Source organism: Pseudomonas sp. G3-39, assembly GCF_054790485.1.
Genome location: NZ_CP186497.1, coordinates 776,937 through 790,655, shown reverse-complemented (window position 1 = coordinate 790,655; position 13,719 = coordinate 776,937). Strand labels below are relative to the sequence as shown.

Here is a 13,719-nt window from a genome sequence, read left to right as displayed (position 1 = left end):
AAACCTTAAACGTCAGCAGCCGGACCGCCGATCGGTGTTTCCGGGCGCTCATCCTGAATCACTGGAGGCGGGGGCGTACCCGTGCCACCGGTCCAGTCACGCGGTTCGCGAGGCGTACGACCCGCCATGATGTCGTCGATCTGCTCGGCATCGATGGTTTCGTACTTCATCAGCGCATCAGCCATGGCATCCAGCTTGTCACGGTTGTCCGTGAGGATCTGCTTGGCCGTGCCGTAGCACTGGTCAATGATGCTGCGCACTTCGGAGTCGATCAGCTTGGCAGTCTCACCGGAGAAACTTGCATTCTGACCGCCACCACCGCGACCGAGGAACACTTCACCCTCTTCTTCGGCGTACATCAGCGGACCGAGCTTTTCCGACAGACCCCACTTGGTCACCATGTTCCGCGCAATCTGACTGGCACGCATGATGTCGTTGGAAGCGCCGGTGGTCACACCGTCGAAACCAAGGGTCATTTCTTCGGCGATACGGCCACCGTACAGCGAGCAGATCTGACTGATCAACGCACGTTTGGACAGGCTGTAGCGATCTTCTTCCGGCAGGAACATGGTCACACCCAGCGCACGACCACGTGGAATGATCGAAACCTTGTAGACCGGATCATGCTCAGGTACGACGCGACCGACAATAGCGTGACCCGCTTCGTGATAAGCGGTGTTCTGCTTCTCTTTCTCGGACATGACCATCGATTTGCGCTCGGCGCCCATCATGATCTTGTCTTTGGCCAGTTCGAACTCTTTCATTTCGACGATGCGCTTGCCGCTGCGTGCAGCGAACAGCGACGCTTCGTTGACCAGGTTGGCCAGATCGGCACCAGAGAAGCCCGGGGTACCACGTGCGATAACGGCCGGGGCAACGTCGTCACCCATTGGCACTTTGCGCATGTGAACCTTGAGGATCTGCTCGCGACCACGGATATCCGGCAAACCTACAACGACCTGACGGTCGAAACGGCCCGGACGCAGCAGCGCAGGGTCGAGTACGTCAGGACGGTTGGTAGCGGCGATCACGATGATGCCGTCATTCATTTCAAAGCCATCCATCTCTACCAGCAACTGGTTGAGAGTCTGCTCACGCTCGTCGTGACCGCCGCCCATGCCGGCGCCACGGTGGCGACCGACGGCGTCGATTTCGTCGATGAAGATGATGCACGGCGCATGCTTCTTGGCCTGCTCGAACATGTCGCGAACGCGGCTTGCGCCAACACCCACGAACATTTCAACGAAGTCGGAACCGGAAATAGTGAAGAACGGAACCTTCGCTTCGCCGGCAATCGCCTTGGCCAGCAAGGTTTTACCGGTACCCGGAGGGCCGACCATCAATACGCCGCGAGGAATACGACCACCCAGGCGCTGAAACTTGCCCGGATCACGCAGGAACTCAACCAGTTCGCCGACCTCTTCCTTGGCTTCGTCGCAACCTGCAACGTCAGCCAGGGTGGTTTTCACCTGATCTTCGGAAAGCAGGCGTGCCTTGCTCTTGCCGAAGCTCATCGGTCCGCCCTTGCCGCCAGCACCGCCCTGCATCTGGCGCATGAAGAACATGAACACCGCGATGATCACCAGGATCGGGAAGCTCGCCACCAGGAGTTGAGTCCAGATGCTTTGCTGTTCAGGCTGCTTGCCCTCAACCACAACGTGGTTGTCGACCAGGTCGCCGATCAGGCCATTGTCCTGGATCGCCGGACGAATGGTCTTGAAGCTGTCGCCATCGTTGCGCTTGCCGGTAATCACATAGCCGTCAACGGCTACGCGCTCGACCTTGCCATCCTTGACCTGCTGGATGAAGTCGGAATAGTTGAGGGTCTGCGGCTCGTTAGGGCTGGAGAAGTTGTTCATCACCGTCACGAGGACTGCCGCGATGATCAACCACAGGATCAGATTCTTTGCCATATCGTTCAATTAACTACCCTCTGAAGCAAGCTCCGCTACTGGCGCGCGCTTCGCATGATATTCACCGGCCTAACTTACTACATTACCTACAACTCTGGCAGGCGCCGTCTGTAACCCTTTGTGAAACACTTTCTACACAATATTCGCTTATGCACGCGGGGCAAAATACGAAAAACCTATCGCCCCGGCAAAAAACCTCGTTTTACTCGTTACCACCGCGGTAACCCCAAGCCAGCATATATTGCTCGCGGGAGCTGCCTCGAGAAGAATCCGGCTTGATCATCTGGATCTTGTCGAATTTCTTGCGAGCATCCTTCAGGTAAACATCGAAACCTTCACCCTGAAAGATCTTGATCACGAAATTGCCACCCGGCTTGAGTATCCGTTCCGCCAGATCAAGCGCCAGTTCGCAAAGGAACATGGCTTTCGGCATATCCACTTCAGGCGTACCACTCATATTGGGGGCCATATCGGAAATCACAAGGTCCACCTGCGAATTACCCACAGCCTCAAGAATCCGCGCAAGCACTTCGTCTTCGGTGAAGTCCCCTTGAATGAAGGTCACGTCCGGAATGCTGTCCATTTCCAGAATGTCCGAAGCGATCAGACGCCCCTGACCGCCAATCAGCCGGCTGGTGACCTGCGACCAGCCGCCGGGCGCTGCGCCCAGGTCGACAACGCTCATGCCGGAACGGATCAGCTTGTATTTCTCCTGGATCTCCAGAAGCTTGTAACTTGCACGCGAACGGTAGCCATCCTTCTGCGCCTGCTTCACATAAGGATCGTTGACATGTCGTTTCAGCCAACCAAGGCTTGTCTTGGAACGCGCCATTGGGCACCTCGATGATTAGGGTCGTGATTAATTGGGCGGATCCACGAACCCTCGGGTAAAATGGCCGCCATTTTACAGAATCCAGACGAAAGGGTCAGATTATGCCGCTCACTCCAGAGCAGAAGAAACAGTACAAATCCATTGGCCACCACCTGAAGCCGGTTTTGACGGTGGCGGACAACGGTCTGACTGAAGGTGTATTAGCCGAACTCGAACGCGCACTGGCGGATCACGAGCTGATCAAGATCAAGCTCAACATCCTCGATCGCGAGTCGCGCCTGGCGCACATTGCAGAGTTGTGCAAGGTCGGCAAGGCTGACCTGGTTCAGGTCATCGGCAAGATGGCACTGGTTTATCGCAAGAACTTCAGCGTCAACAAGCAGCTGTCGAACGTTCATCGCTTCAAGTGATGACAAGGGTCAAGGGTGTGCTTCGCGCACCCTGCCACTCCATCCCGGCAGCGGTTGCAACACCAACACCACACCGGAGAAGCCCAACACCAGAAAACTGAACTCCTGCCAGCGCTGCGCTTGCGGCCAGCCGACACGCACTGCAATAAACATCGCACACGCATACAACGCCATCAGCAACACCTGCCCGCGAAAATCCCGCCATAGACTGGCAAGGCCATCGGCCTGTACCAGCACCAAAGCCTGAAAAATCACGCATGCCGCGGCAAAACCCGCCACCGGCACTTCGAATGCATCGGCAACTTCATCGATCAGCAACGGTGCCAGGCCAATCTTGCCCAACACCGGTCGCAAACCGAGATGTATCAACCAGAAGCCGCCGACCCACAACATCTGGGTCAGCTGCCAAAGCATGGCGCCCGCACGTAGCGGGCGCCTGCCTTCAGATGTGACGGACTTCGACAATCTCGTACTCGATAACGCCACTCGGCGTTTTCACGGCAACCACATCACCCTCTTCCTTGCCGATCAAGGCACGGGCCAATGGTGAGCCGACCGAAATCTTGCCGAGTTTGAAGTCAGCCTCATCCTCACCCACGATGTGGTAAGTGACGCTCTCATCAGTCTCGACGTTGGCGATTTCGACGGTAGTACCGAAGATCACTTTGCCGGTGTGCGGGATAGTCGTGACGTCGATGATGACCTGATTCTGAATCCGGCCTTCGATGTCACGGATCCGCGCCTCGACCATGCCTTGCTGTTCGCGGGCGGCATGGTATTCAGCGTTTTCCTTCAGGTCACCCAACTCGCGAGCGGTACCGATGTCCTGGCTGAGCTTTGGACGAACGACCTTGGTCAGGTGAGCGTGTTCTTCTTCCAGGGCTTTCGCGCCCTGGACGGTCATTGGGTATTTGATCATGCCTTCAATCCTGCGTGTAGATCCTGCAAGCGGCGCACGGTCTTCTCGGGACCGAACTTCAGCGCTTCGCAGATAGCTTCGCCCGCAGCAATGGTGGTGGTGCAGTAGATCTTGTGCTGCAGGGCATTACGACGAATGGAGTAGGAATCAGCGATCGACTGACGGCCTTCGGTGGTGTTGATGATCAGAGTGACTTCGTCATTCTTGATCATATCGACCACGTGCGGACGCCCCTCGGTCACCTTGTTCACACGGCGCACTTTCAGGCCTGCAGCTTCGATCAGCTTGGCAGTGCCGGCAGTGGCGACCACTTCGAAGCCCAAGTTGATCAGATCACGGGCCACGCCTGCAACCAGCGGCTTGTCATCGTCACGCACGCTGATGAACGCGGTACCGCCGGTCGGCAGCACTTCGCTGGCGCCCATCTGGGCCTTGGCGAATGCTTCACCGAAGGTGTCGCCGACGCCCATCACTTCACCGGTGGACTTCATCTCTGGGCCGAGGATCGGGTCAACACCAGGGAATTTGGCGAACGGGAACACCGCCTCTTTCACGCTGTAGAAGTTCGGGATGATTTCCTTGGTGAAGCCGATTTCCTTCAGGGTCTTACCGGCCATGACGCGAGCAGCGATCATTGCCAGGGAAACACCGATGCACTTGGACACGAACGGCACGGTACGCGAAGCGCGCGGGTTGACTTCGATGACGTAGATGTCTTCGCCCTGCAGCGCCAGTTGCACGTTCATCAGGCCGACAACGCCCAGTTCCAGGGCCATTTTCTTGACCTGTTCGCGCATCTCGTCCTGGATGTGTGCCGGCAGCGAGTACGGCGGCAGCGAGCACGCGGAGTCACCGGAGTGAACGCCCGCCTGTTCGATGTGCTGCATGATCGCGCCGATCACCACGTCTTTGCCGTCGCAGACCGCATCTACGTCCATCTCGATGGCGCAGTTGAGGAAGTGGTCGAGCAGCACCGGGCTGTCGTTGGACACTTGCACCGCGTCACGCAGGTAGCGCTTGAGTTCGTCTTCCTTGTAAACGATTTCCATCGCGCGGCCGCCCAGTACGTAGGACGGGCGAACCACCAGCGGATAACCGATTTTCGCGGCAGCGCGAACGGCTTCGTCTTCGCTGCGCACGGTGGCGTTTGGCGGCTGACGCAGGTTCAGGCGCTCAACCATTTGCTGGAAGCGCTCACGGTCTTCGGCACGGTCGATCGCATCAGGGCTGGTACCGATGATCGGCACGCCAGCGGCTTCGAGGGCACGCGCCAGTTTCAGCGGCGTCTGGCCCCCGTACTGGACGATTACGCCTTTCGGCTTCTCGACGCGGCAGATTTCCAGCACGTCTTCCAGGGTTACCGGCTCGAAGTACAGACGGTCGGAAGTGTCGTAGTCGGTGGAAACGGTTTCCGGGTTGCAGTTGACCATGATGGTTTCGTAGCCGTCTTCGCGCAGTGCGAGGGCGGCGTGTACGCAGCAGTAGTCGAACTCGATGCCCTGGCCGATACGGTTCGGACCGCCACCCAGAATCATGATCTTGTCGCGACCGGACGGCGCGGCTTCGCACTCTTCCTCGTACGTCGAGTAGAGGTACGCGGTGTCGGTGGCGAACTCGGCAGCGCAGGTGTCAACGCGCTTGTAGACCGGGAACACTTCCAGTTTTTGACGGTGAGTACGCAGGTTCTTCTCGGTCACACCCAGCAGCTTGGCCAGACGCTGATCGGAGAAGCCTTTGCGCTTGAGCTTGAACATCAGGTCGCGGTCGATGGCGGACAGACCGAGGGTCTTGACCTTCTCTTCGTCCTTGATCAGATCTTCGATCTGTACCAGGAACCACGGGTCGATCATGTTCATGCCGAAGATGTCTTCGACGGTCATGCCGGCGCGGAAGGCGTCCGCCACGTACCAGATACGCTCGGCGCCCGGCACGGTCAGCTCGCGCTTGAGGATGCTCATGCTTTCCGGATTGCTCAGGTCGAGCTTCTCGTCCAGACCGCAGACACCGACTTCCAGACCGCGCAGGGCTTTCTGCAGGGATTCCTGGAAGGTCCGGCCGATGGCCATGACTTCGCCGACCGACTTCATTTGAGTGGTCAGGCGTGCGTCAGCGTTGGCGAATTTCTCGAAAGCGAAACGTGGCAGCTTGGTCACGACGTAATCGATCGACGGTTCGAAGGACGCCGGGGTCTTGCCGCCGGTGATGTCGTTCGACAGTTCGTCGAGGGTGTAGCCCACAGCCAGCTTGGCCGCGACTTTGGCGATCGGGAAACCGGTGGCTTTCGAAGCCAGTGCCGAGGAGCGCGATACACGCGGGTTCATCTCGATCACGACCATGCGGCCGGTGTCCGGGCAGATGCCGAACTGCACGTTGGAACCGCCGGTCTCGACGCCGATCTCGCGCAGTACCGCCAGCGAGGCGTTACGCAGGATCTGGTATTCCTTGTCGGTCAGGGTCTGTGCCGGAGCCACAGTGATCGAGTCACCGGTGTGCACGCCCATCGGGTCGAAGTTTTCGATCGAGCAGACGATGATGCAGTTGTCCTTTTTGTCGCGGACAACTTCCATTTCGTATTCTTTCCAGCCGATCAGCGATTCGTCGATCAGCAGCTCTTTGGTCGGCGACAGGTCCAGACCGCGGGCGCAGATTTCTTCGAACTCTTCACGGTTGTACGCGATACCGCCACCAGTGCCACCCATGGTGAAGGACGGACGGATGATGCACGGGAAACCCAGACGCTCGAGGACGGCGTTGGCTTCTTCCATGCTGTGGGCGATACCGGAACGCGGGCATTCCAGGCCGATCGACTTCATGGCCTTGTCGAAACGCGAACGGTCTTCAGCCTTGTCGATGGTGTCGGCGTTGGCGCCGATCATTTCCACGCCGAACTTTTCCAGAACGCCTTCGCGCTCCAGGTCCAGGGCGCAGTTCAGAGCAGTCTGGCCGCCCATGGTTGGCAGCACGGCATCCGGACGCTCTTTTTCGATGATCTTGGCCACGGTCTGCCATTTGATCGGCTCGATGTAGGTCGCGTCGGCCATGTCCGGGTCGGTCATGATGGTGGCCGGGTTGGAGTTCACCAGGATGACGCGGTAACCCTCTTCGCGCAGGGCTTTGCAGGCCTGGGCGCCGGAGTAGTCGAATTCGCAGGCCTGGCCGATAACGATCGGGCCAGCGCCGAGAATCAGGATGCTTTTAATGTCTGTACGTTTTGGCATGGGTTTGTCACTCAAATCCGCAGGTCAGTCGGCAAGCCGTCTTGATCGATTTCTGAAGCCCTGAGGGGCGCCACCGGTGTCGGGGCCGCCCTCGAGGGCTTCTCGCTACAGTCTCAAGGCGAACGCTTAGCGTCGCTTGGCCATCTCGTTGATGAAGCGGTCGAACAGGGGCGCCACATCGTTCGGGCCCGGGCTCGCTTCAGGGTGGCCCTGGAAGCTGAACGCGCTCTTGTCGGTGCGCTCGATGCCTTGCAGGGTGCCGTCGAACAGCGATTTGTGAATCGCACGCACGTTGGTTGGCAGGGTCGCTTCGTCAACCGCGAAACCGTGGTTCTGGCTGGTGATCATCACGACGCCAGTGTCCAGATCCTGTACCGGGTGGTTGGCACCGTGGTGGCCGTGACCCATTTTCAGGGTCTTGGCGCCGGAGGCCAGAGCCAGCAGCTGGTGACCGAGGCAGATACCGAATACCGGAATTTCGGTTTCCAGCACTTCCTTGATCGCCTTGATCGCGTAGTCGCAAGGCTCCGGGTCACCAGGGCCGTTGGACAGGAACACGCCGTCCGGCTTGAGTGCCAGCACATCGGCAGCCGGGGTTTGCGCCGGCACCACGGTCACGCGGCAGCCGCGCTCGACCAGCATGCGCAGGATGTTCAGTTTGACGCCGTAGTCGTAGGCAACCACGTGGTATGGCAGCTCGGAGGCATCGATGGTCGCGTGGCTGTCGGTCTTCAGCTCCCAGACAGTTGAGCGCCATTCGTACTTTTCCTTGGTGCTGACGACTTTTGCCAGATCCATGCCCTTCAGGCCCGGGAAGCCTTGCGCGGCGGCAATTGCAGCTTCTTCGGAGATGTTGTCGCCGGCCATGATGCAGCCGTTCTGTGCGCCTTTTTCACGCAGGATGCGGGTCAGGCGACGAGTATCGATACCAGCGATTGCCACAACGTTGTTGGCTTTCAGGTAGTCGGACAGGGACATCGTGTTACGCCAGTTGCTCGCTACCAGCGGCAGGTCACGGATGACCAGGCCAGCGGACCATACGCGGTCGGACTCGGCGTCTTCCGGCGTGGTGCCGGTGTTGCCGATGTGCGGGTAAGTCAGGGTAACGATCTGCTGGGCGTAGGAAGGATCGGTAAGGATTTCCTGATAGCCGGTCATTGCGGTGTTGAACACCACCTCACCAACGGTTTGACCGTCGGCTCCAATGGCTTCGCCGCGAAAAATGCTGCCATCAGCAAGGGCGAGTATGGCTGGCTTAGTCAAGAAGACCTCCCGTAAATAACGCATGAAAGGGCAATCGCAGGTTGTAAAAAAGCGGAGTGACGTATGGACACGTCACCCCGCTTCTTCACTGAATTATTCTGCGCGCTTTTAGTGGACACACTAAAGCTGTAGCTTACAGAAAAAGGCTTTTTTGGTCCACCGCTAAAGAGCCTAAAAGGCCGGAGAATGCGACAGGCCGTCGCGCGGTGTAGAAAAACCAGCGCAAACCGGGCGTTTGCGCTGGGTAAAACAGTCAATCAATGCAGGTCGAGCACGTCCTGCATGTCGTACAGACCCGGCTCGCGACCATCCAGCCACAACGCCGCACGCACAGCACCCTTGGCGAATGTCATGCGACTGGAAGCCTTGTGCGTGATCTCCAGGCGCTCGCCCTCACAGGCGAACAGCACGGTGTGATCGCCAACCACATCACCACCACGCACGGTAGCGAAACCGATGGTTTCCCGCTCTCGCGCGCCGGTATGGCCTTCACGGCCATAGACCGCAACCTTCTGCAGATCACGATCCAGCGCATCGGCGATCACTTCACCCATGCGCAGCGCCGTGCCCGAAGGCGCATCGATCTTGTGCCGGTGATGCGCCTCGATGATTTCGATGTCGGCATCGTCGCCCAGCACCCGGGCGGTCATTTCGAGCAGCTTCAGCGACAGATTGACCCCAACACTGAAGTTGGCCGCGAACACGATCGGAATATCCTTGCCCGCCTCGGCCAGCAGCTGCTTTTGCGCAGCGTCGAGCCCGGTGGTGCCGATGACCATGGCCTTGCCGGCCTTGCGGCAGAACGCGAGGTTTTTCAGCATGACTTCCGGCAGGGTGAAATCGATCAGTACATCGAACTCTTCAGCCACCGATTCGAGATTGCCGGACAACGGCACACCGATGCGACCCAGCGAAGCCAGCTCACCGGCATCCACCCCGATCAGCGTACTGCCGGGACGAACGATCGCCGCGGTCAGGCCGGTCAGCGGCGCGCGCTGCTGCACGGCCTCGACCAGAATCTTGCCCATGCGCCCGGCGGCGCCCATCACAGCTATACGTCGCATGCCGACTCCTTACAGATCGCCGAAGAAGCGCTTCACACCATCGAACCAACCGGTGGTTTTTGGCGAGTGGCTGTTGTCATCCGCCAGCGAGCTGCGGAATTCTTCGAGCAATTCGCGCTGACGACGATTCAGATTGACCGGGGTCTCCACCGCTACACGGCACATCAAGTCGCCCGCACCACCGCCCCGCACGGGCGCCACGCCTTTGCCGCGTACACGGAACTGCTTGCCGGTCTGGGTGCCTTCAGGGATTTTCAGTTTGACGCGACCGTCGAGGGTCGGGATTTCCAGTTCGCCGCCGAGCGCCGCATCCACGAAGCTGATCGGCACTTCGCAGAACAAGTGCTTGCCATCGCGCTGGAAGATGTCGTGCTCGCGCACGTTGATCACCACGTACAGGTCGCCAGTCGGGCCACCTTGAGTACCCGCCTCGCCTTCGCCGGACAGACGAATGCGGTCACCGGTATCGACGCCAGCCGGCACTTTGACCGACAGTGTTTTGTACTCTTCGACACGACCGTCGCCGTGGCAGGAGTCGCACGGATCGGAAATGATCTTGCCCTGGCCATGGCAACGCGGGCAGGTCTGCTGCACCGAGAAGAAGCCCTGCTGCATGCGCACCTGACCGATGCCGCCGCAGGTCGGGCAGGTCGATGGCGACGAGCCTTTCTTCGCGCCGGAACCATCGCATGGCTTGCAATTGACCAGTGTCGGTACGCGGATATTCACGGTAGTGCCGCGCACCGCTTCTTCCAGATTCAGCTCCAAGGTATAGCGCAGATCGCTGCCACGCTGGGCGCCACCACGGGAACCGCCGCGACCGCCACCGAAGAAGTCACTGAAGACATCGCCAAAGATGTCGGAGAAGTTCTGCCCGCCGAAACCGGCGCCACCGCCACCCATGCTTGGGTCGACGCCAGCATGACCGTACTGGTCGTACGCCGCGCGCTTGCTCGAATCGGACAATACTTCGTAGGCCTCGTTGGCCTCTTTGAACAGTTCTTCCGACGCTTTGTCATCGGGATTACGGTCCGGGTGATGCTTCATCGCCAGACGACGATAGGCCTTCTTCAGGTCTGCATCGCTTGAACCGCGCTCAACACCCAATACTTCGTAATAGTCACGCTTTGCCATAAGTCTTTTGCACTCTTGAGGACGTTCGGCAAACCCCTCCTGAGGATGGCCAAACTCGTTGAGCCCCAATACAGGCCCGGACCCAACTCACGTCAATTCAACGATCCTGGTCTTTGTTTCATTTGGTACTTGCGGCGCGAAAAGCAGGAGCATTCCCGGCCATACCAGCAGCAGGCGAACCTTGTCGCATGCTGTAAAAATTCGTGTATTCCAGATACGCCAACGCGGGAGCAAGCTCCCGCGCGGCGACATCCTACCAGTCACCGCCGCAAGGCAGTCAACCGGTCGACCAACAACTTACTTGTGGTCTTTGACTTCTTCGAACTCGGCATCGACAACATCGTCAGCCTTTTCAGCTTTCTCGTCGTGCGGCGCCGCGCCTTCAGCAGGCTGAGCCTGTTCGGCGTACATCTTCTGAGCGACCGGAGCCGAGACTTTCGACAGCTCTTCGATCTTCGCTTCGATGGCAGCCTTGTCGTCGCCTTTCACAGCGGCTTCCAGTGCAACCACAGCGGCTTCGATCGCGGTCTTCTCTTCAGCGCTGACCTTGTCGCCCGCTTCGGTAACCATTTTGCGAGTCGAGTGAACCAGTGCATCACCCTTGTTACGGGATTCAGCCAGTTCAGCGAACTTGCGGTCTTCCTCGGCGTTCAGCTCGGCATCGCGAACCATCTTCTGAATTTCTTCATCCGACAGACCGGAGTTGGCCTTGATGGTGATCTTCTGCTCTTTACCGGTCGCCTTGTCTTTCGCACCAACGTGCAGGATGCCGTTAGCGTCGATGTCGAAGGTCACTTCGATCTGCGGCACGCCACGTGGAGCTGGTGGAATGTCGGCCAGGTCGAACTTGCCCAGGGACTTGTTCTGTGCGGCTTGCTTACGCTCACCTTGCAGAACGTGAATGGTCACAGCGCCCTGGTTGTCGTCGGCAGTCGAGAACACTTGCGATTTCTTGGTAGGAATCGTGGTGTTTTTCTCGATCAGCGCGGTCATCACGCCACCCATGGTTTCGATACCCAGGGTCAGCGGGCTGACGTCGAGCAGCAGAACGTCTTTCACGTCACCGGCCAGAACGGCGCCCTGGATCGCAGCACCCATGGCAACCGCTTCGTCCGGGTTCACGTCTTTACGTGCTTCTTTACCGAAGAAATCGGTCACCAGCTTCTGTACCAGCGGCATACGGGTCTGACCGCCGACCAGAATCACGTCGTTGATCGCGCCAACGTCGATACCGGCGTCTTTCATAGCGATACGGCAAGGCTCGATGGTGCGCTGAACCAGGTCTTCAACCAGTGCTTCGAGCTTGGCACGCGAAATCTTCACGTTCAGGTGCTTAGGACCGGTAGCGTCTGCAGTGATGTACGGCAGGTTGACGTCGGTCGACTGAGCGGACGACAGCTCGATCTTGGCTTTCTCAGCGGCTTCTTTCAGGCGCTGCATGGCCAGCGGGTCACCTTTGAGGTTCATGCCGCTTTCTTTCTTGAATTCGTCAACGAGGTAGTCGATCAGACGAATGTCGAAGTCTTCACCGCCGAGGAAGGTGTCACCGTTGGTGGCCAACACTTCGAACTGGTGCTCGCCGTCAACTTCAGCGATCTCGATCACGGAAACGTCGAAAGTACCGCCACCCAGGTCATAAACGATCACGGTGTGATCGCCCTTGGCCTTGTCCATACCGTAAGCCAGAGCCGCTGCGGTTGGTTCGTTGATGATACGTTTAACGTCCAGACCGGCGATGCGGCCGGCGTCTTTGGTCGCCTGACGCTGGCTGTCGTTGAAGTAGGCCGGAACGGTGATTACCGCTTCGGTCACGGGCTCGCCGAGGTAGTCTTCGGCGGTCTTCTTCATCTTCTTCAGAATTTCGGCCGAGATTTGTGGCGGCGCCATTTTCTGGCCGTTCACTTCAACCCAGGCGTCGCCGTTGTCAGCCTTGGCGATTTTGTACGGGACCATCTTGATGTCTTTCTGTACGACTTCTTCGTCGAACTTGCGACCGATCAGACGCTTCACCGCGTACAGGGTGTTGTGCGGGTTGGTCACTGCCTGACGCTTGGCCGACTGACCAACGAGGATTTCACCATCGTTGGCGTAAGCGATGATCGACGGCGTGGTACGCGCGCCTTCGGCGTTTTCGATAACTTTGGCTACGCCGTTTTCCAGCACGGAGACGCAGGAGTTGGTAGTCCCCAGGTCGATACCGATAATTTTGCCCATGTTCACTCTCCCGAAACTTTGGATTTTGTTGCCGCAGCAGTGGTGGCTAACTGCGGTAATACTTAAACGCTTGACTTCTAAATGGGGGCCTTGCGGCTAATTTCAAGCCTTCTCGTCAATCGAAGGCGAAATTGGCGCCGGCGCCTTGCTGACCACAACCATGGCCGGACGCAACAGGCGGCCATTGAGCTGGTAGCCCTTCTGGAACACCTTCAGAACGCTGTTCGGTTCGACGTCGGCGCTTTCCTGCATGGCCATCGCCTGATGGTGAACGGCATTGAACGGTTCGCCATGCGGATCGATCGCTTCAAGCTGGTAACGCTTGAGGGTGTCGTGGAACATTTTCAGGGTCAGCTCGATGCCTTCGCGCATCGGACGGATGCTTTCGTCGTCCGGGCTCGACAGTTCGAGACCGCGCTCCAGGCTGTCGACGATTGGCAGCAAGTCACCGGCGAATTTTTCCAGCGCAAACTTGTGCGCCTTCTCGACATCCTGCTCGGCACGACGGCGGACGTTCTGCAGATCGGCAGCTACGCGCAGCGACTGATCCTGCGCGGCGGCCAACTGCTCTTCGAGCACTTGTACACGGGTCGCCAGGTCGTCACCCGAAGTTTCGGGCGCCTGATTGGCTTCTGGATTTTGCGTATCTACTGTCTGTTCGTCAGCCATAGAATTCTCCTTTCAATTACGTCCGCGAGCAGTACTCGCGCTTCTGCCCCGATATATGGGGCCGCAAAATCAGGCTTCAAGGG

Annotated in this window: 11 protein-coding genes; 1 reads left to right on the top strand and 10 read right to left on the bottom strand. The window is 58.6% G+C overall.

Annotated features, from left to right (window positions below; all coding sequences use genetic code 11):
- Window positions 1–5: 5 nt before the first annotated feature.
- Together ftsH and rlmE are read right to left on the bottom strand one after the other, a co-directional pair.
- A complete protein-coding gene (gene ftsH / locus ACOYXG_RS03460) occupies window positions 6–1,913 on the bottom strand; it encodes an ATP-dependent zinc metalloprotease FtsH (RefSeq protein WP_027610779.1) in 1,908 nt (635 codons plus the stop codon).
- A gap of 202 nt (window positions 1,914–2,115) precedes the next feature.
- Window positions 2,116–2,745, bottom strand: a complete 630-nt coding sequence (gene rlmE / locus ACOYXG_RS03455; protein WP_003221536.1) for a 23S rRNA (uridine(2552)-2'-O)-methyltransferase RlmE — start codon at window positions 2,743–2,745, stop codon at window positions 2,116–2,118.
- A gap of 101 nt (window positions 2,746–2,846) precedes the next feature.
- Between rlmE and ACOYXG_RS03450 the strand changes: the two genes are divergently transcribed.
- The gene (locus ACOYXG_RS03450) at window positions 2,847–3,155 is read left to right on the top strand and encodes a YhbY family RNA-binding protein (protein WP_003221534.1); all 309 of its coding nucleotides are present in this window, start codon (window positions 2,847–2,849) and stop codon (window positions 3,153–3,155) included.
- A 9-nt stretch (window positions 3,156–3,164) separates the two neighbouring features.
- On the opposite strand, the gene ACOYXG_RS03445 is transcribed toward ACOYXG_RS03450, so the two are convergent.
- From ACOYXG_RS03445 to grpE, 8 genes are all read right to left on the bottom strand, one after another.
- The gene (locus ACOYXG_RS03445; protein ID WP_247267938.1) at window positions 3,165–3,569 is read right to left on the bottom strand and encodes an MFS transporter; all 405 of its coding nucleotides are present in this window, start codon (window positions 3,567–3,569) and stop codon (window positions 3,165–3,167) included.
- Between the two features lie 28 nt (window positions 3,570–3,597).
- Window positions 3,598–4,074, bottom strand: a complete 477-nt coding sequence (gene greA, locus ACOYXG_RS03440; protein ID WP_003221530.1) for a transcription elongation factor GreA — start codon at window positions 4,072–4,074, stop codon at window positions 3,598–3,600.
- A complete protein-coding gene (carB, locus tag ACOYXG_RS03435; protein ID WP_007961429.1) occupies window positions 4,071–7,292 on the bottom strand; it encodes a carbamoyl-phosphate synthase large subunit in 3,222 nt (1,073 codons plus the stop codon). Before carB ends, greA begins: the two co-directional genes overlap by 4 nt.
- A gap of 126 nt (window positions 7,293–7,418) precedes the next feature.
- The gene (gene carA / locus ACOYXG_RS03430) at window positions 7,419–8,555 is read right to left on the bottom strand and encodes a glutamine-hydrolyzing carbamoyl-phosphate synthase small subunit (protein WP_097090471.1); all 1,137 of its coding nucleotides are present in this window, start codon (window positions 8,553–8,555) and stop codon (window positions 7,419–7,421) included.
- A 257-nt stretch (window positions 8,556–8,812) separates the two neighbouring features.
- On the bottom strand, window positions 8,813–9,619 hold the full coding sequence (gene dapB / locus ACOYXG_RS03425; RefSeq protein WP_003221523.1) for a 4-hydroxy-tetrahydrodipicolinate reductase: 807 nt from the start codon (window positions 9,617–9,619) through the stop codon (window positions 8,813–8,815).
- A gap of 9 nt (window positions 9,620–9,628) precedes the next feature.
- Window positions 9,629–10,753: a molecular chaperone DnaJ gene (gene dnaJ / locus ACOYXG_RS03420; protein ID WP_003221522.1), complete on the bottom strand. Its 1,125-nt coding sequence runs from the start codon at window positions 10,751–10,753 to the stop codon at window positions 9,629–9,631.
- Window positions 10,754–11,050: 297 nt separating this feature from the next.
- Window positions 11,051–12,967 (bottom strand): molecular chaperone DnaK, encoded by a 1,917-nt coding sequence (gene dnaK / locus ACOYXG_RS03415; protein ID WP_003221521.1) that lies wholly within the window; start codon window positions 12,965–12,967, stop codon window positions 11,051–11,053.
- Between the two features lie 102 nt (window positions 12,968–13,069).
- Window positions 13,070–13,636 (bottom strand): nucleotide exchange factor GrpE, encoded by a 567-nt coding sequence (grpE, locus tag ACOYXG_RS03410; RefSeq protein ID WP_007961425.1) that lies wholly within the window; start codon window positions 13,634–13,636, stop codon window positions 13,070–13,072.
- Between the last annotated feature and the right edge of the window lie 83 nt (window positions 13,637–13,719).

Coding starts and splice junctions, on each gene's coding strand:
- ACOYXG_RS03445 (WP_247267938.1), bottom strand. CDS start 3,569: ATGCTTTGGCAGCTGACCCAGATGTTGTGGGTCGGCGGCTTCTGGTTG.
- ftsH (WP_027610779.1), bottom strand. CDS start 1,913: ATGGCAAAGAATCTGATCCTGTGGTTGATCATCGCGGCAGTCCTCGTG.
- grpE (WP_007961425.1), bottom strand. CDS start 13,636: ATGGCTGACGAACAGACAGTAGATACGCAAAATCCAGAAGCCAATCAG.
- dapB (WP_003221523.1), bottom strand. CDS start 9,619: ATGCGACGTATAGCTGTGATGGGCGCCGCCGGGCGCATGGGCAAGATT.
- dnaK (WP_003221521.1), bottom strand. CDS start 12,967: ATGGGCAAAATTATCGGTATCGACCTGGGGACTACCAACTCCTGCGTC.
- dnaJ (WP_003221522.1), bottom strand. CDS start 10,753: ATGGCAAAGCGTGACTATTACGAAGTATTGGGTGTTGAGCGCGGTTCA.
- rlmE (WP_003221536.1), bottom strand. CDS start 2,745: ATGGCGCGTTCCAAGACAAGCCTTGGTTGGCTGAAACGACATGTCAAC.
- ACOYXG_RS03450 (WP_003221534.1), top strand. CDS start 2,847: ATGCCGCTCACTCCAGAGCAGAAGAAACAGTACAAATCCATTGGCCAC.
- carB (WP_007961429.1), bottom strand. CDS start 7,292: ATGCCAAAACGTACAGACATTAAAAGCATCCTGATTCTCGGCGCTGGC.
- greA (WP_003221530.1), bottom strand. CDS start 4,074: ATGATCAAATACCCAATGACCGTCCAGGGCGCGAAAGCCCTGGAAGAA.